Consider the following 21,387-nt stretch of genomic DNA (forward strand, 5'->3'; position numbering starts at 1 on the left):
GACCACTGACCACTGACCACTGACCACTGACCACTGACCACTGACCACTGACCACTGACCACTGACCACTGACCACTGACCACTGACCACTGACCACTACTCACCAACCAACTAAATAACCTTCATTACCTGCAAAGCTAAAAAGCCAACTGCAGCAACCATCGTTAGCACCATGGTTAGTATGCTGGTTTTCATTTTGGCGCGGATGCCGGGCAGGCAAACTATTACAGATATCAGTACAAAAAAACTGATAACAATGAGGTTCCGGATAACTTCGTCTGTTGATATAATGTCGGCATAGTGGTCATTTAATTTAATATCCAGGTCCTTTTTAAAAAAATAAGCCTGTTTAAGCGCGTTATACATTACCGCCCAGGATAGCATTATCCATCCTAATTGTTTTCTCAAACCAAAACCAATGGCGCCCAATGGCAGCATTAAATAGGGTATTACTACAAACAAAAAAGATGGGCGGTACGAACTGGATTCGGTAATCATGCGCAAAACAGCGGTATCACCCTGGGCAAGCGTAATAAAATACACTGCTAACACCGTTAGCGAAATAATGCCGATTACCCGCTTTGCCGAAAAGAACTGCTGATTTGCGAGCGCTATTTTTGCTTGTTGAGGCTTGGGCGAATTTAACTCCTGCGTTTGTTTGGTAACTTTTCGCTTCAGGTAAAGATTAAATTCGTCATTTATTTCTTTAAGTTGTTCGGGTGGCAGGGCCCTGCGCTGAAGTTCGATGTACGCCGTTTCAACAGCAAGAGGCTGAAAATTTCTTGAATTGCGTATGATAGCGATAAGTTCTGAGTTTTCAAGTCGTTCGTACTTGTACTCAAATGAGTTGACATTAACAAGTTGGTCCATAATAAAGGTAAGGAGCGTAAATATATTACATCAGCCAACATCGCCATATACCAATGAGTTGGTATTATTTCTATTTGATTCAGCCAGGTCTTCAATTTTTGTAATTGTAGTGCCGGCCTGCACAGCTATATATTGATGTTTGTTGTAGTATGTTTTATTGCTGTTAAATTCCGCGTAACTGTGCAACCTTGTGCCACTTTGGAGCAGATGGGTTTTATGTAAATTGAAATTGTTTTGTGCCTGTTCAATTTCGCTCCGGGCATTTGATGGCGCAGCAAAGGGCATGCTTTGAGCGATATGCTCCATGTTGAGTTTTAGCTGCTGTAATAGGTCGTTTACTTTAGCAAACCAAGTGCTTATAAAACTGGTTTTACCAACTCTAAAAATGGGCTCCGATAGTTTGACTGCGAATTTATGCACAGCTAACAATTCGCCCCCGCTCAGGGTTTCCGAACTTTGTAACAGTATATTCAAAATAAGATCAGGAGGTATTTGGTTAAAACTGGAACCAAATATAGATACTTTTTTAAATTAAAATGTAGTTAAAAAATTACCTTTTTTTATAAAAATGGATTTTAAGTATCTGATGTATATGTAATTATGTTTAAATGTTAATTTTAGTTAAAATGTAATTTCGTTACAGTTACAGATCGTATTTATGTTTATTTTTAAACATGCTTAAACATCTACTTTTATTACTGCTGAGCGGCTCAATTCCGGCATTGGCGCTTGGGCAAACTATGCAAACCGGGGTTGTGTTTGAAAACAAAACGCGTGTAACCCTACAAGGCGTTAAAGTTGAAAACATGGGTACCCACAAGGTTTTCATTACCGATAAAAGTGGCGTATTTAATATTGAAGGGAAAACAGGCGATGTATTGGTATTTAGCAGCAGCTTTTACCGCGCCGATACTGTGCTGCTAACTGATAATAAACCAATGGAAGTTTTCCTGGTACCGCAGCATAATATGCTTAACCAGGTTAATGTTACGGCAACAGAAGCCAAACACACAGGCTCGTTCCAGGCACCCGATTTTCATAACCAAACGGTAGTTTACCAGCGCGATCCAAAAACCGGGTATTACAAAGGTGGCGTAGCAATCAGGCTCCATTACTTTAAAAAAGACGAAAAACGAAAAGCTAAGCAGGCCGCCTTTTTAAAAGACCAGCAGCAACAGGATGAGATAGCTAAGATTTTTAACGCCGAAAATATTGCTAAGTACCTGCCACTGAAAGATAAGGACATGGACGATTTTTTGATCCTGTATACCCCATCAACCAAATACTATTTTAGCGCGGCTTTTAACCTTGTTAGTTATCTGGATACCAGTTACAAAGCGTTTTTAAAGATTCCGGTTGATAAAAGGAATACCGTTCTGGGCGCTTCGCCACCCGTTTTAGGCAAACAATAAGTTTAACTTACAGGTTTCTGTACATGATATAGGTATCTACAAAGCCCAATTGCCGGTGTCTGAATCCCTTAGGCGTGGTCCCGATGATGGTGAAGCCGTGTTTTTGCCAAAGCTTTACGGCTTTTTCGTTAGTTGAAACCACAAAGTTAAACTGCATGCCCCGGTAACCTTGTTGTTTAGCTTTTTCAAGCGAGTGCAGGCACAATTGGCTGCCTACACCTTTGCCGCGGGTATCGGGATGCACCATGTAGCCGCAATTGGCAACGTGGCCGCCCAGGCCCGGCTGGTTGGGTTTTAATATATAGGTGCCCAGTATTTTGCCATCTCCTTCGGCAACAAACGTTTGAATAGAGTTGCCAAACCAATATTTTTCTAAATCGGCCTTTGGGGTTTCCGGATCAAAAGCATAAGTATCGCCGCTTTGTATAACGATCGAGAATATCTCCCAAATTGAATCGTAATCTTGTTTTGTAGCCGGCCGGATGTTCATATCGTTAATATTTTATGCGCTATTGACGTGTTACGCAAAGATGCATCAAGAACAGTATAGCTGCACAAAGGTTGATGAAGAAAATTAGATGCTCCTAAATGGTAATTACCGGCTGGTAATTTTTATAGATGGAATGGTATTTGTATCAGTAAACCAAATTGTAGATAAACTGCCGTGAAAGACGAAAACATAAAAACAGCCGCCCGGATATTATTGGGGACAGGCCTAATATTTGCAGGCATCAGCCACCTTACATTTGCCCGCAAAGTTTTTAAGGCGCAAGTGCCAGACTGGGTGCCATTAAAAATTGACGATACTGTTGTATACTCGGGTATCGCTGAAATAACTTTGGGAACTGCGTTGGCACTGGCTCCCGAAAAATATAAAGCAACTACAGGTAAAATAGCGGCCGCCTTTTTTATCGCTATATTCCCCGGTAATATCTCGCAATATGTAAACAAACGCAGTGCCTTTGGATTAGATACTGATGGTAAACGGTTTGCAAGGCTTTTTTTTCAGCCTGTGCTGGTGTACTGGGCGCTTAAAAGTACGGGTAATATAAAGTAGCTCCTTAGCTTTTTATCGAAGCGCAAGGCGTAAATGCCTGTTTTTAATCTCGACACAGATAACCGGCATGATCAGGTTGCCGTGGGGTAATCATCTTGAACCTGGTGTCCTAAATCAATAAAAAACTGTTTTATTAACCTGTAGGCTTCGGCATCCGTATGTATTTCTTCGGATGGTTGGATAGCCATGTATTCACAGCCAAGGCAAACGTTTAGTGTCGAGATGATATTGCCATCCTTGTCATAAAATACTACCGCGTCGCGGTAAACAGGCGCACACATCCAATAGGGGATGTTAACAGCAGGGATATTCAGGATAGTTATTAAGCGATCAACTTCAGGGCTTTCTCGTTTAAATGTATTTGTTTTTATGGCTGATTGATGAAATTGCCCGTCTTCGTTGATAATGTACGACCCCACCTTATGATATACATTGTTCAAATGGGTGTATCGTTCTGCTTCGCCGGAAGTGAGTGTTTCGCTTTCGCTACGGGTTTTAAGCGCCTCAAGTTCGGGAAGGATCACATTGAGCCGTACCTGGTAATCGCCGCCGCGCTGAAACGAATAGGTTTCAATATAATCGAACGTAAGGCTGTTAACGTAATCTGGCGACGAAATATAGGTTGTAGGCATGTCCATTTTTTTGCCGCCAAATTACGATAGCTATATTATATTTCTTCCTTTTCTTCCGTTTCTGGTTGTTTAGGTTCTTCCCGTTCAACGGTAATGGTACACTCGCCAACTAAGGCTGCTACCGCGCCAACTGCCGCCAATACAGGCGCCAGGAAAATACCCACAAGGCCTACAGCCAATGGGAAAGTCATGAGTTCTTTGCCCGAATGATCGGTTATGGTTATTTTTCTGATGTTGCCTTCGGCAATCAGGTCTTTTACTTTTTTAAGCAGGATGTCTCCGTTTATAGAGAATGATTCTTTTGTGGCCATGATAGGTGTTATTAATGGGTTAATTTTTAATAATAATTCAGCAAAACTTGCAGGTTATGGTAATTTGTATTAATATTCTTTTGACTGCCACTTGTTTGTATTGTTACTGATAAAAATTATTAATGTTTAATACAAATATTTATGCAGCAGGGAAGCCCGAAATGGAATGGCAATTCCGGCCGCAGCTGGAACAGGTTTCGTTATGGCAATACCGGCCCAACCTGTAGAAAACAGGAGAAAGTATAATATTGAACACTGAATTTCGAATGCCCAACACCGAAGTTTTCCCTTCATTATTCGATATCGACATTCGGTGTTCGATATTAAATCTACCTTAATTTCTTAACTTAGTGATATCGGCCGGTATTCACTGCTATCCTTATTGCAGAAAAATAAGTTTGGTCACAACTGCTTGTACTTCTTGCTTTTATCGGCCCTACAGGGCCGGTTGCATTATGTTTTGCAAAAGTACTTTCATTAAACTACCTTAGGCCATATAAATCCACAAAACCTTATGGAACCGATAAAAACCCCAAGGCCGACAGTAGGTTGGAAAGCGCAATTAGATGACGGCAGCGAATTTTTTACCGAGGAAGCAATTGCCGCAGCAGATTTATTGCTGGATAATTATATTGCCGCTTTACAGGGCGCCACCAATGAACGGACTATCTGGAAAGCCATTGAAGCCGTTGTAAAAGGCTTTGATCAGCTGAATATTGCTCATGACTACTTTATTGAAACCATGGAGCGCGAAGACCTGGCCGAATTTATCCAAAAGGCAGCCGAAGCAGCCGGATTGTTCTATGATGGTGACGTAACCGAAGAGTGGCGCGAGGAATGGTAGGTGTGGTGCTAAACATCGTCAAAAATAGTATCCGGCTATAGTCTTGGGTTGTTGTTAGCCCAAGTATTGATCTTAACAACAGTATCGCAGACACGTTATAAAGGCGATCAGGTGAAAATACTGATCGCCTTTTTTAATTATTGATTCCGCCGAAAATCTCCCTGTTAATTTATCATACAATAATAACAGAAGGCTGTCCATATCTGAAGTGAAATGCATTAGCATCCTGATAGCTTGACGGTTCCTGGGCGTTTGCTACGTTTGTTATAAATTTCAAATCAGTAAGGGGTGGTTCCAAAAGCATAATAATATCAGACCCTCCAAAAGCAAAATAGCCAAACTCTTGCCCTTTAACTACCTGTTGCCCCTGTAGGGTGTCTGTATACATATTAACCGACGATACCTGGGCCATGCCGATAGGTATGGTAGCAACCAGCCCAACGTTAGATGTGCTTGTACTGGTGTCAATTACCAGTACGCCCCTGGCCTGGGTAAACTCGTATCCATCTTCGGCCGCATCGGGCGCATCAAACTGGTTATCGGTAATATTAACAGCAAGGTATACATTGCCGGGTACTGCTACCAGGTCAAGAACGGTGCCGCTTACCGGTGTGTGAAAACGGTGATAGTCAAACGGGCTTAAAAAATAGTGAACAAAAGTGCCGTTATAAAAATTACCGGCGTACGGGCTCCCTGCCTCGCCAAGTAAATCGTTGATGTTGCCTATGGTATGCGTTTGTTTTAAGGTTAATGTTGTAAGGTTGCCCTCATTATCAGTTACATTACCGTCCTGGTCAATCTGGTAATATGCTTTAAACGTACAATCAGCCGGCGAGCAGATAATAGTATTGTCATCGGGATTGGCAACCGGGCGCATGGGCGAGCCATCGGGTTGTGTTGAATTTAATTGACGGTAAAAAAAGGTATTGAATGAAACCCAGTTAGGTGCGTCATTTGAATAGTTGGGCAGGTTATATTCAGGATCGTTCCAGTACGATTGTAGCGCTTCTGGTGTAAGTGAGGCAGGGGTATCTAAAAAGCTGCCCCAGGCCGTAGCATATTGGTCAAGCCAGCCGGCAAACGTAAATTCATTAATAGGGCTTACATAGTCCTGCAAGGTAACACTGGCTGTGCCCTGGTCTACCAGCCAGTAAAACTGGCACAGGCGGTCGTATATTTCCTGGCTATAACCGTTTTGCCCTGGGGTATTTTGCCACGGGTCGTAATTGCCCGTGTTTTCGCTGGGTATTACTTCTGCAAAAAGTGTCAGGTAGGTAATGTAATCGCCGGGGATAGCAGGCCACCCAAAGCCCGAGTATATATCATTGAGAGCATTGTACAAACCAGGATCAAGGTTGGCAATCGCCAGGTTGTTTGCCGATACTAATGAATTGGTTAGCGCGTTTGCAAAGTCACTGTCATCATTGATTTGATTTTGAAGTTCCTGAATTACATCGTACGAGGTTGTGGTTGTTGTTAGTGTGCTCATAATACTGTTTTTTTTGATAGTAGGTTTATGTAAATTGGATGTACTAATGTATAAACTATTTATAAATAATAATAAATAAAAAATATTTATTTGTCGCATTCAAAAAAATCGTATTTGTCAGATTATCAACACATGTTAAATAAATTTTTATTATAAAATGAAGTATTTGTATGTGAAATTAATATTAAAAAATAGCTGCAGGTCTTAACAGGTTTCGGGATATCAAAGGCTGCGGCCAAATATCTTGTTTGTGGAACACCGAAATAAAATCAGGTTCTCCTGTTTCCAATTTTTCGGGCACCTGCGGCTACAACACTACCATGTCCACAGTTTATGCCCAAACGGCGTATAGCTAAATTTCAGGGTTAAATGCGCTAAATGCTGGCAGGCGCTAAAGACAAAAAAAAGCATTATTTTAGCTTAAAATGATGCCGTTAAACGCCGCAATTTTTTATTTTTGATGATAAAACAACTCTAATACCTTTTGCAATATGAATATGCTTTTTGGCGGCGGCAGCTATTATTATTTAGTGCTTATTTTAGAAGCCTTTTGTATTATTCATTGCCTGCGCAGGGGTACCCAACAACAATGGCTTTGGATACTTATTGTTATCCCCGTTTTAGGTTGCCTTATCTATATTTACAAGGAGATTTTAACCAACCGCCATTCTATCCGTATACCTAAAGTGGATGTTGGTGCCGTACTTAACCCTGGTGTAAAACTTAAGCGGCTGGAAGATGAATTGCGCTTCACCAATACCTTTGCCAACAAAGTGAAACTGGCCGATGCCTATCTGGAAGCCGGCTTTACCGATAAAGCCGTTGAGATATACCAAGCCAGCTTAACGGGTGCCTTTGCCGAGAATGAACATGTGCTTGCCCAATTAATTATTGCCTATTACGAACAGGAGCGTTACCAGGAGATTATCCCGATAGCACAAAAGATTTATAAACTACCCCAGTTTGCCCGTTCAAAGGCGCATATGAAGTACGCAGAAGCCCTGGAAAACACCGGCCAGGTTGATTTGGCTGAAAAGGAATTTAAGGCGATGAAAGGCCGTTACTCATACTTTGAGCAGCGTTACCAATATGGTTTATTTCTGGTACGCCAAAACCGCGACGAAGACGCCTACCAGGTTTTTTCCGATATCCTGAACGAAGAACGCCAGCTAAGCGCCATGGAACGCAAAACCAATAAAGTTTGGTTTGCCAAAACCAAGGATGAGCTAAAGAAATTGGCGGCACAGAAGACAGCGTGACAGTAAGACTGTCGTCTTGAGTTGTAAAATTTCGCGAAACTTTAAAGAGGAAATGACATTCAAAGATAAAAGGCTGTCATCCTGAGTGGTAAAATCTCGTGAAATTCTGAAGGGAGAATGACAATCAAAAATAAACGATTGTCATCCTGAGGTACGAAGGATCTATTCGCGAACTTTGCTGGTGGTTGGGCACGGCGTACAATAGATCCTTCGCTATCACTCAGGATGACAGGAAAATTGAATATGCCATGGATACGAACGAAGCAATGATGATTTATACCTCCTATCCCCCCTTAAAAACTCACAAAAAACGGCGCCTCAAAAACATGGCCGGGGCTAAGTTTCTGGATAGCTTCTTTATGTTTAATGTCTTTTTGCTCGCCTGCGGTATCGGCGCAGCCTAACCAGGGCTCGATGCAAACAAAATCGGCACCGGGTTTGGCCCAGATGCCCAGGTAGCTAAAGTGGGGGAACTCAACCGATAGTGTTTGCCCGTGCTTGTCGCTTTTTATGGTTACCATCCTCGATTTTAACTCTTTAAACACCAGGGCATCTGCATTAAATAAATCGCGGGTTAATTGCAGCCTGTTTTTAGGTGTGGCTACCGGGTGACTTTCGCCATTAAAAAAACCATCGGCAGATAACAGTTCTGTTTCCAGGTGTTCATCTGTTTCAAATTCAATGTAATAATCCTCGTACTTCTCGCCTTTGTTAAATGGAACGTTAAAAGCAGGATGGGCCCCTACCGAAAAGTAGATGTTTTTTTTATCCAGGTTAATTACTTTATAGGTTATCCTGAGGGCGTTATCTATCAGTGTATACAGTACCTGGTAATCAAATTTAAAGGGGTATGTCTTTAAGGTGTTATCACAATAAGGCAACGAAAAACTTGCCGAAACATCGCCTGCATCTAATGTTATAAACTCCGATTGCCTGGCAAAGCCATGCCGCCCCATAGGGTACTTGCTGCCATCAACCACCAGTTCGTTGTTAATTAAGCCACCTACTACCGGGAATAAGTTGGGTGCATGCCATGGCCAAACGGCGGCATTGGCCTGCCAAAGGTGTTCAATGCCGGTTGCCTTATCAATTAATGAACTTAACTGCGCACCTTTAGTATCGATGCTTGCCTTCAGGTATTCGTTTTCGATGGTGATCATAACAATTAGAATTTGACAGAACCCGAAGTTAGGGATTTGTTTGAATTTCAGGAATTACTTCAAAGTTAGATTTTCTAATTTCTATTAATTCATATATTCTTCATTAAACAACCGCGGTAGTTTTTAGTCTAAAGCCTAAAGTTCTAAGTCAAAAGAGATTTTAATTAATACTTTGTGGCTCTTGACTTAGAGCTCAAGACTTTGTACTTAAGACTCAACACTAATCATCGTCTTCTTCCTTCTTCGGCTCCAAAATTACAAAGGCGCTCCGTTTTGGCGCGGGCATAACCGCGGTTTCGCCCTTAACAAATTTCCAGATCACTTCGTTCAAATCGATATCAGGGGCTGCATCTTCCTTGGCCAGGTTAAATAATTCCGACCGGCGGCTGCTTTCATTTACAGCAACGTTGCGTTGCTCCAGGTCAACCTGTGCGGCTTTGGCCACGTACGGTGTGAAATCTGCTTTGCTGGTAAAGCAATCATATAATGGCATGGCGGCTGCGTCATATTGGCTCATCGGCGGCAGGCCTAATATCAGTTCGATAGTGCGTAATACGCCGGATGTGGAGTACATACCATGCACCACCGTGTTACGTTTTACATACGGCCCTGCAACAAACACCGGCGAGCGGTGTGCATCCACATGGTCGGGCCCGTTTTGGGCGTCATCCTCTAAAATAAATACTACCGACTCTTTCCAGATAGGGCTTTTTGAAAGATGTTCAATAAACTGGCCTATTGCCTGGTCATTATCCCCAACAGCCGCTATGGGCGATAGGGCACCTTTACGCTGCCCGCTGGTATGGTCGTTCCCAATCCTTACGCTGTTAAAACGCGGCACTGCGTTAATAGCCAATAATGAATCGAAATCGTGTTTCCAGATCTCTACGCGTTTAATATCCTTCACACCCAGGTCAAAGCCAGGCGACTGCGTGCAGTAATGCCCCTCTAACGATTTAAGGCTGGCCTTACCCGGGTTGCCATCGGTAACAAATTCGCCATAGGTGCGGTAGCTTACACCGGCCCGTTTGCAGTAATCCCATATAAAGCCATCGCGGGGGTAGGCTGTTTTGCGGGTGCCCTCATAGTCGTAATTACCACCACGGCTACCATAGCTGGTTGGCCATGTTTTTTCTACAAAATCGGTGGCGTAGGCGGCGTTGCTCCAGTTATGTCCGTCTGCACTTACTTCCGCGTCTACATAAAAGTTATCAAGTAATACAAATTCGCTGGCAATGGCGTGGTGGTTGGGCGTTACTTTTTTATCAAAAATACATAGCGAAGTATCGCCGTTGCCCTGTGGCATATCGCCCAAAACCTGGTCGTAAGTTCGGTTTTCTTTAATAATGTAAAACACGTGCTTAATAGGCGATTTTTCGCCCATCCGGCGGGGGATAGGGTTCCCCTCCTCGCCCGGTGCTGTTTTGGCTATTTTGTTGTTAAAAGGCGTGTTGGCATAAACCTGTTTGGTATAGGCTTTAAGCTCATTTACCGATGGTGTTTTTATAAACGACAGTGCGCCTTTAAATAAGCCGCCAATGTATTGTTCCCTGCTATTGATAGCCCCCTTTTGATAGCCGCTGTTATCGGCTTTTTTTACAGGCTGCGGTCCTTGCGGGTTGGCCATTGATGTAAAACCTTTGCCGTCGGCAACCAGTATTTTTTTGCCCAGCATTTTAACGTTGGTAGGGTACCAGCCCACGGGTATAAAACCCATACTGCGGCTGCTGCCTGGTTTGCTTACATCAAACACGGCCAGGCAATTGTTATCGGCATTGGCTATGTACAGCGTTTTTTCATCGGCCGATAAGGCAAGGCCGTTGGTAGTTGAGCCGGTAAGATGGGTAGGGTATAAGGCTGTAGAAATAGTTTCGAGCGCCCTGTGCGTTGCTGTGTTTATTACCGATACCGAGTTATCATTGGCGTTGGCTACATACAGCAGGCTGCCTTTTTTATTCAGCAGCAATTCGTTGGGGTTGCTGCCTGTTTTTATAGTTTTAAGTGTTTGGGTAGCCACATCGTAAATGCCAAGCTGGCCGCATCCCCATAAAGAAATATAAAGCGTTTTTTCATTTGGCGATAAGATGCAGCTATAACCCTCTGATGGCAGCTTGAGCCGTTGTAATGTTTTACCATCGTTAGGGTTAACCGTATAAAGTGTGCTATCCTCTTTAGTAACCACATAAAGCCGGGTGTCGCTTTTATTTACCGCTATTCCACTCGGCGATACCTTGTCTTTTGGCCATGATTTTGGCGCCAGTTTAATAGTATCGGGTTTGCCCAGTTTAGTACCGGTTATATTAAAAACATAGATCAGGTTATCGTTACCGCCCGATGCATAAAGTCTTTTCTCATCTTTACTGAAAGTAAGCCCGTACCATGATTTGGCTACCACCTTTTCATCCAGCAGCTTCTCGTTTTTTGGGTCGATAAGTTGGATGGATTGGGTACTTTGGCCGTTGTTGGTAACCGCCAGCAGCTTTCCCGAAGCCGATAGCTGGAGGTTGAGCGGCAAATCGCCCAAGGGCAGGGAGGTACCTGCCGGGCTTAGCTTCCAGCCGTTTGGCAATAAAACCTGCCCTGTTTGGGCAATTTTGCCGGGTGTTTGGGCAAATGTTGTAACTGACGATGCTAAAATAGCTAAGCCGATGAGTAGCTTTTGTTTCATAACCGGATGATTGTATGTCAAAACTAAACAAACAAACGGTTATGATGTGTTACTTAACAAAAACATAACACACAAAAAAGGCCCGCTTGCGGGCGGCCCTAGTGTATGTAATAGTTTTTTTACTTCAGCAAATTCTTCCAGCTTACCTGGTCGCCGATGATTTTTTCAAGGTCGGCGCTGGCCACACGTTCCTGGGCCATGGTATCGCGGTAGCGGATGGTTACGGTATCATCCTCCAAACTCTGGTGATCTACCGTTATACAGAAAGGTGTACCAATGGCATCCTGGCGGCGGTAACGCTTGCCAATGGCATCTTTTTCTTCGTATTGTATATTGAAATCAACTTTCAGTCGGTCCATAATTTCGCGGGCTTTCTCTGGCAAACCATCTTTTTTGGTAAGCGGGAAAATAGCGGCTTTAACCGGTGCCAGGCAAGGGTGCAGGTGCAGCACGGTACGGCTGTCCTGTTTCTCGTCGGTGCTCAGGTCTTCCTCTTCAAAAGCGTTTATCATGGTTAGCAGGAACATCCTGTCCAAACCTATCGAGGTTTCCATTACATAAGGAATATAGTTACCGTATGGTTTGCCGGTTTGCGGGTCAACCTCGGGATCAAAGTACTGCATTTTTTTGCCCGAGAATTTTTGGTGTTGGCTCAGGTCAAAATCGGTACGGCTATGAATGCCCTCTACCTCTTTAAAGCCAAACGGAAACTCAAACTCAATATCAACCGCCGCGTTGGCATAGTGGGCCAGTTTGGTATGGTCATGATAGCGGTATTTAGCGGCATTTGTACCCAGGGCCAGGTGCCATTTAAGGCGGGCGGCTTTCCAATACTCATACCATTCCATTTCGGTGCCGGGGCGTAAAAAGAATTGCATCTCCATTTGTTCAAACTCGCGCATGCGGATAATGAACTGGCGGGCAATTACCTCGTTACGGAAAGCCTTACCTATTTGCGCAATACCGAAAGGGATTTTCATCCTGCCCGATTTTTGCACGTTTAGGTAGTTCACAAAAATACCCTGCGCGGTTTCCGGGCGAAGGTAAATCAGGTCGGCATCATCGGCTACGGCGCCCATTTGGGTGCTAAACATCAGGTTAAACTGGCGCACGTCTGTCCAGTTGCGGGTACCGCTTACCGGGCAGGCAATTTCGTGCTCAATAATTAGTTCTTTAAGGCGGGGCAGGTCCTCGTTTTTAAGGGCCTCGTCCATATCGTGCTGCAGTTGCTCGGCTTTGTCGGTTTTACCATCTTTATCGTAACGGTCAATCTTATCCTCCAAAAGCTGATCGGCGCGGTAACGCTTCTTCGAATCCTTGTTGTCAATCATCGGATCGCTGAAACCATCAACGTGGCCGCTGGCTTTCCAAATTTTGGGGTGCATAAATATGGCGCTATCAATACCAACAATGTTGTCATGCATTTGCACCATGGCTTTCCACCAGTAGGTTTTAATGTTGTTCTTCAGTTCGGCACCATTTTGGCCGTAATCGTAAACAGCGCTTAAACCATCATAAATTTCGCTCGATGGGAAAACAAAGCCATACTCCTTGGCATGCGATATAACATTTTTAAAAAGTTCGTCGGTTGATTTGCTCATAATAGCTGCAAAGATAGTTTTTTTGAGGATTTCGGATATCGGATTTTCGATTTCGGAATTTGTCTGAATTAGAATTTATAGAATTTAAGAATTAGCAGAATGAAAGGGCGGGGAACTTGCGAAGTTTTCAAAACTTCGCAAGTATAATTAATCCCAAATCAAAATAAATCCGAAATCGAAATTCCCAAATCCGAAATAACAATGGCGTTCCCTGCGGGCCGGGCCATACACTCATACGCGCACAGGGCATTAGGCGCGGGCCGGTATCCGTTTCTGTCCCTAACGCAAAATCCGGAAGCGATAAGGCCGTCCGTCCGCACAGGTGTCCTCACTCATTGTCGGACAAAAGCGGACAGGCATCGTTTGATGGCTATTTTTTAATGAAATTCTTTATTTTAAAGAAATTTCTGTATATTTGTAATAGGCTTGTTCTGTTTTAAAAGCACTAAAAACTGTCCGCTTCCGTCCGATACCGTCCTACACCTGTGGTCGGACGGACACCAGAACAGGCCCTCACCACCTTGTCCGCCCTGTCCGAAATGTACCGGGACCCTAAAGCGGACGGACGGAAACACAACCAACCACATAAGCACACCAGATAGCATGCACCCGCCCGCTTTCCCCACTTTAAATAAATTTAAGGTAAGGAGAGGTATTTTTAAAAAACTCGGTTTTTATAAAAACAAGGGCAGTAAAAAATCAGGGTAAGTTGCTCAATATACTCTTTAACATATCTTTTGCTGTACCTCTTTGGGTAATTAATTGTATTGATATGGCAAAAATGTAAAATGCCAGGAAAAACAAAATACCATAATACCGTTCCTGGCTTATTAAGCCTATTGCAAGGGCAATAAATATAAGTAGCGGTGCGGTTAAACTTGTGTAATAACTAAAGTTTACCAAAACCTCATCCGCCGTAACGCTGAGCTCAAACTTTCCTCCATTTAGCCGTCCTGCAGCTTGGTGCCTCCACCTTAATTTCCAGGGATTATCATCAAATTCAACAATACTACTGGTTAAGTTGTTAACCCTGTATTCTTCACCCTCTAACAGGGATACTGTTTTGTCAATTACAAATTGAGGGGCAACGTGGGTAGCTTGTGTTAGTTTAAACTTTATTTTCATTGCGATAAGTGCCGCTAATTTACTAAAGTGCAGGCAATAATAAATATATGGCTGTTTGACCGATTGATTGCCTGCGTAATAAACACACTGCCAGTGCCTGTGTAAATTCCTTTGCCCTTAAAAAAACATTGGTTGCCCTTTTGTAGTGTCCGTCCGCAGGGGGGGGACAGGACAAAAACGGACAGGCGCGGACAGGTAAACTTTTGGCAAAACTGGTTTTAACCATGTCCGTCCGGATTTGTCCGTTAAAGAGCGGCACCCCCCGTGCGGACGGACGGGCTTTTAGATTAACGGAAGCTTGCGCTAAGGACAGAAACGGATACCGGCCTGTGAATAAGGCCTGTGCAGTATGAGTGTATGGCCTGGCACACACTTCTACCAGTGTGGGCAACGCCCTTAAAATGACACTAAAACAGGGTATTTGCTAAAACTTATCGGGCAAAAGTTTATTGTACTATATACAACTAATTGCTGCCATGGAAACCATAGTGAAAATCATATCAACCCAATATGTAACCCATAATGTAAAACAGTTTAGGCTCGAAAAACCCGAAGGCTTTACTTTTACACCGGGGCAGGCCACCGAATTATCTGTAAACCAACCCGGATGGACGGACAAGAAAAACCCTTTTACCTTTACTTGCCTTAACACCGACCCCTACCTAGAGTTTACCATTAAAATATATCCCGATAGCGAGGAAGGCGTAACCAATCAATTAAGCAAATTAGCCGTTGGTGATGAACTTATTATCCGCGATGCCTGGGGTGCCATTGAGTATAAGGGCCCCGGTTATTTTATAGCGGGTGGTGCAGGTATTACGCCATTTATTGCCATTTTAAGAGATTTGAACAGGAAAGGAGAGCTGGCAGGAAACAAACTGTTTTTTAGTAACAAAACAGATAGCGACATTATTCTTGCCGATGAGCTGAAAAGTATGCTTGGCGCCGATGCCTTGTTTTTAATAAGCAGCCAAAAGGATAGCGTTCACGACACCCGCCGCATAGATGAGGCCTTTTTAAAAGCCGAAGTAAGCGATTTTACCAAACATTTTTACGTTTGCGGGCCCGATGCTATGGTAGAGCAGATTAACGGTATTTTAACCAGCATGGGTGCAGATGCCGATTCGGTGGTGTTTGAGCGGTAGGTTTTTGGTTGATGGATCATAGTTCATGGTTGATTGTTCATGCTTCATGGCCCCGGCGGAGTTTGAAACTGTTGCTTATTTCCTGCCATCTTAGGCTATGAACCATGATCCATGAATCATGAACAAAATATAATCTGCCAGGTCTTCAAACAGCCATGATCCATGAACCATGAACCAATGAACAAAACCGTCCGCAGTGTTGGTCACCTCCGGACGGACGGACACCCAATAAATCCGAATCGAAATACCCGATTACGGCAAAACCATAAACCATGATCTATGAACCATGAACAACTAACAAATTCTTCCATCTCCTATCTCAAATCTCATATCTAACATCTATTTTTACCGCATGAGTATCCGGGTAGAAGCATTGACAAAAATTTACGGCGAGCAAAAGGCAGTTGATAGCATCAGCTTTACTGCCGAAACAGGTGTGCTGGGCTTTTTGGGGCCTAACGGAGCGGGTAAATCAACCACGATGAAGATACTTACGGGCTTTATACCCCAAACATCGGGCTCGGCATCGGTTTGCGGGTTTGATGTGGTAACACAATCGTTAGATGTGCGCAGGCGTATTGGCTACCTGCCCGAAAGCAACCCGCTATACCTGGATATGTACGTGAAGGAATCGTTGGTGTTTATAGCAGGCATCCACAAAATGGCCCAACCCGAAGCCCGCATTGCCGAAGTGATTGAGCAAACCGGCCTTGGCCCCGAGCAGCATAAAAAAATTGGCCAGCTATCTAAAGGCTATCGTCAGCGCGTTGGCCTTGCCCAGGCTATACTGCACAATCCCGATGTGCTGATTTTAGATGAACCAACCTCGGGACTTGACCCTAACCAGCTCATAGGCATCCGCCGGTTAATTACCGATTTGGGTAAAACCAAAACCATCATCCTATCTACCCATATTATGCAGGAGGTTGAAGCCGTTTGTGATAAGGTGATCATCATCAATAAAGGCAAAATAGTTGCTGATGACACCCTGCAAGGGTTGCGGGCCGGTAATAACAATAAAACGTTGGAGAAAATATTTATCAGTCTTACCAATTAATTGGCGTAAATATTTTTATTTTCGCCTCAATAATTAACCTTATCATAATAAACATGAAAAAAACATTACTCGCCCTTTTTATTTTATTTGGCACCGTACTTACTGTTAAAGCACAGGACGATGAACTTTTACCAAGGTTTAGCGCAGGTTTTGGTGTTGGCGTTACAACCGGCCCCCAACATTCGGGGTTTCCGGCAGCGGGCAGCCTTGGCTTAAAAGGGGAATACCCAATAGCCGGCAGCCCGGTATGTATTACAGCATCGGTGGCATACCAGTTTTACGTATCAAGCGATGGCTATAACTACAGCTACAATAGTAACTATGGTGAAAGCACCACCGGCACTATAGCATCATTTGTTCCTGTAATGGCTGGCGCAAGGGTATATGTTAACAAGCTTTTTTTTGAAGGCGATGTTGGCGCTTCTTTTAACCTAAATTCAGGTAAGTCATACACAGCCCAAAAGGTAGCACCTATACTTTCGCCAAGTATTGGTTATGGTTTCAGGTTCGGGTCGTCGCAAAAAATTGGGCTCGATTTAAGCCTGTCGTACGAAACCCGCCTGGAGAAAACACAAACGCCTTCAGACCCATCAACGGTTAGCCCTTACATCAGCGGCTATGGTGCCTATAACCTGGTTGCTTTTCACGTAGCTTTCAGCCTGGGATTATAATATCGAAAAAATTTAATGAACGGCCCCGGCGATTGACTTGCCGGGGCTTTTTATTGGATTAAAATTTACCGGGCTTAAATATAAATTATTGGCCTCAGGCTGTCGCATTTAACTGCCAGGGTACGTAACTGTTGTATAACCTCAAATCTGTATGCAAGCTAAATCAATCCGTTTGTTTTTATTATTGATGCTTTTCGGGGCATCCACCCTGGTTAAAGCACAATCGGGTAATAAAATGAGTATCAGCATAGGGCCGGATGTTGGTATTCCCTTTAATACCGAACACACCTATCAGGTGCATACCCGCGATATTTACCAGGATGGTTTGGGCGGTAACATCAGGGCCGAGTTGCCTATCACCGTAGGTTTACACCTGACGGCAAGTGTGGGTTATGTGGTTTACCACTCCAATGTAAAGTATTTTTATTTAACGCCCTGGCAAGGTACTATTAATAGTTCATCGGCCCCGGCAGGCCCGCCGCCTTATAAGTATATCCCGCTAAAAGCGGGTTTGCGTTATTACTACTCAAAGTATCTATACGTAGGTGCAGAGGCCGGCGACGCGGTTAAAGTTCAAAAACAGGCTGTATCGTCTTTTATATATTCGGGAGGCATAGGCGCCGCAATTCCCTTTGGTGTTCATCATGGTCTGGATATTGGCCTGCGTTACGAAAGCGGTTATAAAAACATCGATTCGGATTTTAAGATGGCGCAGCTGGGTATTGGGTTTGCTTATAAATATACCTTTTAAAAGTATTTGTAACCGGGGCATGGTTTTGCCTTCCTGAAAATTCCCTAATAAGGGCGAAATTTGAATATACCCTGTCACATGAAAAAAACTTTACTTGTCCTATTGTTCTTAACGGTTATCACTTTTACCGCAATGGCGCAAACCGATGTTAATCCGCTTTCGCGGGTAGCGGTTGGCTTTGGTTTAGGGGCTACAGTTGGTCCGCATAGCAATGAATACCCTGTAGCCAGTGGTTTTGGTATTAAATTCGAATTTCCTATCAAATCAACCTCAGTTAGTATCATGGCTTCAGCAGCTTATACATTTATGCTGTCAGAGGCTGCCTACTACAACGATAGGCATAATTACAATAACAACTATGAAGGCGATGCACATGTTGCTTCATTTGCTCCCGTTGAATTGGGGGTAAGGGTATATATGGATGGTAAGCTTTTTGTTGAGGGCAACGCCGGTGTATCCTTCAATTTAAATGAAAACCACGGTAATTACACCGGCAAAAAAGTGGCCCTGGTTATAACCCCTAATATTGGTTATGCCTTCAGGTTTAAAGCATCAAAAAAATATGGCCTAGATTTAAGCCTGGGTTACGAAACCCGACCCGAAGATTCCCAGCTTCATGAGTTTAGTAATTATGGCAGTTACAATCAAATAGCGGTACACGCAGTTTTTAGCATAGGCTATTGATTTTGGGTTTTCAATACTTTAAATATCCCGGCTGTTATCTGGCGCCCTTTACCGGACTAAAACGCTTGCAATCAGAATAGCGATCTGTGAGGACACAGATCGCTCTAGTGGCTTTAGGCTTTCAGCATTCTGCTTTCAGCTTTTAAAGATTCCCCCTCAAATCCTGCTCCCTTTCAATGGCTTCAAACAGTGCTTTGAAATTACCGGCGCCAAATGATTTTGCCCCTTTACGCTGAATGATCTCGAAGAAAAGGGTAGGCCTGTCTTCAATAGGTTTGGTAAAAATTTGCAGCAGGTAACCTTCGTCGTCCCGGTCAACCAGTATGCCCAGGTTTTTAAGTGGTTCAAGGTCTTCGTCAATGTGCCCAACCCTGTCTGTAAGCTCATCATAGTAGGAGGTGGGTACGGTTAAAAACTCTACTCCGCGGTTTTGCAGTTCGGTAACGGTGGCTACAATATCGTGGGTGGCCAGGGCCAGGTGCTGTACGCCTTCGCCCTCATAAAACTCCAGGTACTCTTCAATCTGCGATTTCTTTTTACCCTCGGCCGGCTCATTGATAGGGAATTTCACATAACCGTTGCCGTTGCTCATCACCTTGCTCATCAGTGCCGAGTACTCGGTAGAGATCATTTTATCATCAAAGGTTAAAATGTTTTTGAAGCCCAATACTTCCTCATAAAAATTAACCCACTCGTTCATTTTATGCCAGCCAACATTGCCTACGCAATGGTCCACGTACAATAAACCGGTCTCGGTTGGGTTATAGGCGGTTTCCAGTTTTTGATAGCCGGGCAAAAACAAGCCTTTATAGTTTTTACGTTCCACAAAAAGGTGAACGGTTTCGCCATAAAGCTTAATGCCGCTGGTGCGTACCTCGCCGTATTCATCGCGCAGGGTTTGTGGCTGCTGGTAAGGTTCGGCGCCGCGACTGGTGGTTTGTTTAAAGGCATCGTAAGCATCATCAACCCAAAGGGCCAATACCTTTACACCATCACCGTGTTTTTTAATATGCTCGGCAATAGGATGGTCGGAGTGAAGGGGGGTGGTTAACACCAGCCTTATTTTGCCCTGTTGCAACACGTATGATGCCCTGTCGCGTACGCCGGTTTCGGGACCTGCATAAGCCAGTGTTTGAAAGCCGAAGGCGGTTTTATAATAATGGGCGGCCTGCTTGGCATTACCCACATAAAACTCAACATAATCGGTACCATTAAGGGGTAAAAAATCAGTTGAGGTTGTTGGTTTATCTATGGTTTGTGTGTGCATTTTAATTAGTGAATTAGTGAGTTATTGAATTATTGATTTGAAAAGGGCGGCGGCTTAATCCTGAATTATTGAATTGAAAGGGGGAGAGTCCTTTCAGCTTTTGCCTTTAACCTTTCACCCATTTTAACTTGATTGCAGCTACCTTTTGCCTTTCAGCTTTTACCTTTCGCCTAACCTACATTTGCCAGCTTTTATAATAATTTTCGTCCTCAATCTTAATAGCATCTTCGGTAAGCATCAGCGGCCTGAAGGGGTCAATCATCACGGCAAGCTCATCGGTTGATTCTTTACCTATTGATTTCTCGACCGATCCTGGGTGCGGGCCATGCGGGATACCACCCGGGTGCAGGGTTATCTGGCCCTTAACCACGCTTTTACGGCTCATAAAATCGCCATCTACATAATACAAAACCTCGTCGCTATCTACATTGCTATGGTTATAGGGGGCGGGGATAGACAGGGGGTGATAATCAAACTTGCGGGGCACAAAGGAGCATATCACAAAGTTGTTGCCTTCAAAAGTTTGGTGAACGGGCGGTGGCTGGTGCAGGCGGCCTGTTATCGGTTCAAAGTCATGAATAGATAACGCCCAGGGATAATGGAAACCATCCCAACCAATAAAATCAAAAGGATGTGTGCCGTAAATGTAGGGGTAAATAAGCCCCTGCTTTTTAATCAGAATTTTGAAATCGCCGTGCTCATCGTGGGTTTCCAGGTTGGTGGGGCGCTTAATATCGCGCTCGCAATAGGGCGAATGTTCCATCAGCTGCCCGTACTGGTTTCGGTAGCGTTTGGGGGCACGTATCGGGCTAAAGCTTTCGACGATGAACAGGCGGTTTGCTGTGCCGTCAAACTCCATCTGGTAAATGGTACCACGTGGTATTACCAGGTAATCGCCATAGCCGAATTTAATATTGCCGAATCCGGTTTTTAAAGTGCCTGTACCTTCGTGAATAAACACCACCTCGTCGGCCTGGCTGTTTTTGTAAAAATAATTAGTCATGCTTTGGCGTGGCGCGGCCAGTGAAATATGCAGGTCGCTGTTTACCAGTACCGGTTTACGGCTTTGCAGGTAATCGTCTTCGGGCGGTACATTAAAGCCTATCAGGCTGGTATGCTTCAGGTGTTTTTCGCGAGCTATTTTGGGCTCAACGCTGTACGGTTCGCCAAGGGTTTTAACAATGGTAGGTGGGTATACGTGGTAAACCAACGAGTAAAGGCTCGAAAAACCTTCTGTAGAAACCAGCTCTTCGGCGTATAAGGTACCATCGGGCTTACGGAACTGCGTATGCCTTTTAGGCGGAATTGCTCCTAATGAATGATATACAGGCATTGTGTTTTAATTGGTTGATAATAAAACGTTTAAAGTACCAGGATAGTTTCG

The 21,387-nt window shown here is 43.9% G+C and carries 21 protein-coding genes; 9 read left to right on the forward strand and 12 right to left on the reverse strand.

The features are described 5' to 3' along the window. Positions 1-111 precede the first annotated feature (111 nt). Together BMX56_RS08035 and BMX56_RS08040 are read right to left on the reverse strand one after the other, a co-directional pair. Positions 112-870, reverse strand: coding sequence for a hypothetical protein (locus tag BMX56_RS08035; protein WP_090644069.1), 759 nt, complete (start codon positions 868-870; stop codon positions 112-114). A 30-nt stretch (positions 871-900) separates the two neighbouring features. Continuing rightward, on the reverse strand, positions 901-1,344 hold the full coding sequence (locus BMX56_RS08040; RefSeq protein WP_090644075.1) for a hypothetical protein: 444 nt from the start codon (positions 1,342-1,344) through the stop codon (positions 901-903). A 200-nt stretch (positions 1,345-1,544) separates the two neighbouring features. Between BMX56_RS08040 and BMX56_RS08045 the strand changes: the two genes are divergently transcribed. Next, positions 1,545-2,282: a hypothetical protein gene (locus tag BMX56_RS08045; RefSeq protein ID WP_090644084.1), complete on the forward strand. Its 738-nt coding sequence runs from the start codon at positions 1,545-1,547 to the stop codon at positions 2,280-2,282. Positions 2,283-2,289: 7 nt separating this feature from the next. Here the strand turns inward: BMX56_RS08045 and BMX56_RS08050 are convergent, their stop codons facing one another. Beyond that, positions 2,290-2,772 carry a GNAT family N-acetyltransferase gene (locus BMX56_RS08050; RefSeq protein WP_090644088.1) on the reverse strand — a complete coding sequence of 161 codons (483 nt, stop codon included), beginning with the start codon at positions 2,770-2,772 and terminating at the stop codon, positions 2,290-2,292. 174 nt (positions 2,773-2,946) lie between these two features. On the opposite strand from BMX56_RS08050, the gene BMX56_RS08055 reads away from it, so the two are divergent. Further along, positions 2,947-3,339, forward strand: coding sequence for a DoxX family protein (locus BMX56_RS08055; RefSeq protein WP_090644092.1), 393 nt, complete (start codon positions 2,947-2,949; stop codon positions 3,337-3,339). Between the two features lie 71 nt (positions 3,340-3,410). Here the strand turns inward: BMX56_RS08055 and BMX56_RS08060 are convergent, their stop codons facing one another. Both BMX56_RS08060 and BMX56_RS08065 read right to left on the reverse strand, forming a co-directional pair. Next, on the reverse strand, positions 3,411-3,977 hold the full coding sequence (locus BMX56_RS08060) for a hypothetical protein (RefSeq protein ID WP_255369802.1): 567 nt from the start codon (positions 3,975-3,977) through the stop codon (positions 3,411-3,413). 29 nt (positions 3,978-4,006) lie between these two features. Further along, positions 4,007-4,282, reverse strand: coding sequence for a DUF4342 domain-containing protein (locus tag BMX56_RS08065; protein WP_090644095.1), 276 nt, complete (start codon positions 4,280-4,282; stop codon positions 4,007-4,009). 514 nt (positions 4,283-4,796) lie between these two features. On the opposite strand from BMX56_RS08065, the gene BMX56_RS08070 reads away from it, so the two are divergent. Beyond that, complete coding sequence (locus BMX56_RS08070) at positions 4,797-5,126, forward strand: hypothetical protein (protein WP_090644099.1); 330 nt, start codon at positions 4,797-4,799, stop codon at positions 5,124-5,126. A gap of 172 nt (positions 5,127-5,298) precedes the next feature. Here the strand turns inward: BMX56_RS08070 and BMX56_RS08075 are convergent, their stop codons facing one another. Beyond that, positions 5,299-6,615: a phosphatidylserine decarboxylase gene (locus BMX56_RS08075; protein WP_177183751.1), complete on the reverse strand. Its 1,317-nt coding sequence runs from the start codon at positions 6,613-6,615 to the stop codon at positions 5,299-5,301. Between the two features lie 491 nt (positions 6,616-7,106). On the opposite strand from BMX56_RS08075, the gene BMX56_RS08080 reads away from it, so the two are divergent. Beyond that, the gene (locus BMX56_RS08080) at positions 7,107-7,874 is read left to right on the forward strand and encodes a PLDc N-terminal domain-containing protein (RefSeq protein ID WP_255369803.1); all 768 of its coding nucleotides are present in this window, start codon (positions 7,107-7,109) and stop codon (positions 7,872-7,874) included. Positions 7,875-8,167: 293 nt separating this feature from the next. Here the strand turns inward: BMX56_RS08080 and BMX56_RS08085 are convergent, their stop codons facing one another. The 4 genes from BMX56_RS08085 to BMX56_RS08105 form a co-directional block, all read right to left on the reverse strand. Continuing rightward, complete coding sequence (locus BMX56_RS08085; RefSeq protein WP_090644106.1) at positions 8,168-9,034, reverse strand: aldose 1-epimerase family protein; 867 nt, start codon at positions 9,032-9,034, stop codon at positions 8,168-8,170. A gap of 220 nt (positions 9,035-9,254) precedes the next feature. Further along, positions 9,255-11,702 carry a bifunctional YncE family protein/alkaline phosphatase family protein gene (locus BMX56_RS08090; RefSeq protein WP_090644109.1) on the reverse strand — a complete coding sequence of 816 codons (2,448 nt, stop codon included), beginning with the start codon at positions 11,700-11,702 and terminating at the stop codon, positions 9,255-9,257. A 119-nt stretch (positions 11,703-11,821) separates the two neighbouring features. After that, positions 11,822-13,303: a glycine--tRNA ligase gene (locus BMX56_RS08095; RefSeq protein WP_090644113.1), complete on the reverse strand. Its 1,482-nt coding sequence runs from the start codon at positions 13,301-13,303 to the stop codon at positions 11,822-11,824. Between the two features lie 699 nt (positions 13,304-14,002). Continuing rightward, a complete protein-coding gene (locus BMX56_RS08105) occupies positions 14,003-14,428 on the reverse strand; it encodes a hypothetical protein (RefSeq protein ID WP_090644122.1) in 426 nt (141 codons plus the stop codon). Positions 14,429-14,904: 476 nt separating this feature from the next. Here BMX56_RS08105 and BMX56_RS08115 point away from each other — a divergent pair, with 476 nt between their 5' ends. The 5 genes from BMX56_RS08115 to BMX56_RS08135 all read left to right on the forward strand — a co-directional run bounded on the left by BMX56_RS08115 (position 14,905) and on the right by BMX56_RS08135 (position 18,736). Further along, positions 14,905-15,573 carry an FAD-binding oxidoreductase gene (locus BMX56_RS08115; protein ID WP_090644130.1) on the forward strand — a complete coding sequence of 223 codons (669 nt, stop codon included), beginning with the start codon at positions 14,905-14,907 and terminating at the stop codon, positions 15,571-15,573. 352 nt (positions 15,574-15,925) lie between these two features. After that, positions 15,926-16,630: an ATP-binding cassette domain-containing protein gene (locus tag BMX56_RS08120; RefSeq protein WP_090644134.1), complete on the forward strand. Its 705-nt coding sequence runs from the start codon at positions 15,926-15,928 to the stop codon at positions 16,628-16,630. Positions 16,631-16,683: 53 nt separating this feature from the next. Then, complete coding sequence (locus tag BMX56_RS08125; protein WP_090644138.1) at positions 16,684-17,301, forward strand: hypothetical protein; 618 nt, start codon at positions 16,684-16,686, stop codon at positions 17,299-17,301. A 151-nt stretch (positions 17,302-17,452) separates the two neighbouring features. After that, complete coding sequence (locus tag BMX56_RS08130; protein ID WP_090644142.1) at positions 17,453-18,052, forward strand: outer membrane beta-barrel protein; 600 nt, start codon at positions 17,453-17,455, stop codon at positions 18,050-18,052. A 78-nt stretch (positions 18,053-18,130) separates the two neighbouring features. Further along, on the forward strand, positions 18,131-18,736 hold the full coding sequence (locus BMX56_RS08135) for a hypothetical protein (protein ID WP_090644146.1): 606 nt from the start codon (positions 18,131-18,133) through the stop codon (positions 18,734-18,736). A gap of 142 nt (positions 18,737-18,878) precedes the next feature. Here the strand turns inward: BMX56_RS08135 and hppD are convergent, their stop codons facing one another. Both hppD and BMX56_RS08145 read right to left on the reverse strand, forming a co-directional pair. Further along, positions 18,879-20,003 (reverse strand): 4-hydroxyphenylpyruvate dioxygenase, encoded by a 1,125-nt coding sequence (gene hppD / locus BMX56_RS08140; RefSeq protein WP_090644150.1) that lies wholly within the window; start codon positions 20,001-20,003, stop codon positions 18,879-18,881. A gap of 175 nt (positions 20,004-20,178) precedes the next feature. Further along, positions 20,179-21,336: a homogentisate 1,2-dioxygenase gene (locus BMX56_RS08145; RefSeq protein WP_090644153.1), complete on the reverse strand. Its 1,158-nt coding sequence runs from the start codon at positions 21,334-21,336 to the stop codon at positions 20,179-20,181. Between the last annotated feature and the right edge of the window lie 51 nt (positions 21,337-21,387).

Source organism: Mucilaginibacter sp. OK283, from assembly GCF_900110415.1.
Lineage (GTDB): Bacteria > Bacteroidota > Bacteroidia > Sphingobacteriales > Sphingobacteriaceae > Mucilaginibacter.

What these genes read in the sequence shown, in the direction of transcription:
- BMX56_RS08075 (WP_177183751.1), bottom strand. Translation starts at nt 6,615, where the DNA reads ATGAGCACACTAACAACAACCACAACCTCGTACGATGTAATTCAGGAA.
- BMX56_RS08085 (WP_090644106.1), bottom strand. Translation starts at nt 9,034, where the DNA reads ATGATCACCATCGAAAACGAATACCTGAAGGCAAGCATCGATACTAAA.
- BMX56_RS08145 (WP_090644153.1), bottom strand. Translation starts at nt 21,336, where the DNA reads ATGCCTGTATATCATTCATTAGGAGCAATTCCGCCTAAAAGGCATACG.
- BMX56_RS08065 (WP_090644095.1), bottom strand. Translation starts at nt 4,282, where the DNA reads ATGGCCACAAAAGAATCATTCTCTATAAACGGAGACATCCTGCTTAAA.
- BMX56_RS08095 (WP_090644113.1), bottom strand. Translation starts at nt 13,303, where the DNA reads ATGAGCAAATCAACCGACGAACTTTTTAAAAATGTTATATCGCATGCC.
- BMX56_RS08115 (WP_090644130.1), top strand. Translation starts at nt 14,905, where the DNA reads ATGGAAACCATAGTGAAAATCATATCAACCCAATATGTAACCCATAAT.
- BMX56_RS08050 (WP_090644088.1), bottom strand. Translation starts at nt 2,772, where the DNA reads ATGAACATCCGGCCGGCTACAAAACAAGATTACGATTCAATTTGGGAG.
- BMX56_RS08120 (WP_090644134.1), top strand. Translation starts at nt 15,926, where the DNA reads ATGAGTATCCGGGTAGAAGCATTGACAAAAATTTACGGCGAGCAAAAG.
- BMX56_RS08080 (WP_255369803.1), top strand. Translation starts at nt 7,107, where the DNA reads ATGAATATGCTTTTTGGCGGCGGCAGCTATTATTATTTAGTGCTTATT.
- hppD (WP_090644150.1), bottom strand. Translation starts at nt 20,003, where the DNA reads ATGCACACACAAACCATAGATAAACCAACAACCTCAACTGATTTTTTA.
- BMX56_RS08105 (WP_090644122.1), bottom strand. Translation starts at nt 14,428, where the DNA reads ATGAAAATAAAGTTTAAACTAACACAAGCTACCCACGTTGCCCCTCAA.
- BMX56_RS08045 (WP_090644084.1), top strand. Translation starts at nt 1,545, where the DNA reads ATGCTTAAACATCTACTTTTATTACTGCTGAGCGGCTCAATTCCGGCA.
- BMX56_RS08135 (WP_090644146.1), top strand. Translation starts at nt 18,131, where the DNA reads ATGAAAAAAACTTTACTTGTCCTATTGTTCTTAACGGTTATCACTTTT.
- BMX56_RS08060 (WP_255369802.1), bottom strand. Translation starts at nt 3,977, where the DNA reads ATGGACATGCCTACAACCTATATTTCGTCGCCAGATTACGTTAACAGC.
- BMX56_RS08035 (WP_090644069.1), bottom strand. Translation starts at nt 870, where the DNA reads ATGGACCAACTTGTTAATGTCAACTCATTTGAGTACAAGTACGAACGA.
- BMX56_RS08125 (WP_090644138.1), top strand. Translation starts at nt 16,684, where the DNA reads ATGAAAAAAACATTACTCGCCCTTTTTATTTTATTTGGCACCGTACTT.
- BMX56_RS08070 (WP_090644099.1), top strand. Translation starts at nt 4,797, where the DNA reads ATGGAACCGATAAAAACCCCAAGGCCGACAGTAGGTTGGAAAGCGCAA.
- BMX56_RS08130 (WP_090644142.1), top strand. Translation starts at nt 17,453, where the DNA reads ATGCAAGCTAAATCAATCCGTTTGTTTTTATTATTGATGCTTTTCGGG.
- BMX56_RS08090 (WP_090644109.1), bottom strand. Translation starts at nt 11,702, where the DNA reads ATGAAACAAAAGCTACTCATCGGCTTAGCTATTTTAGCATCGTCAGTT.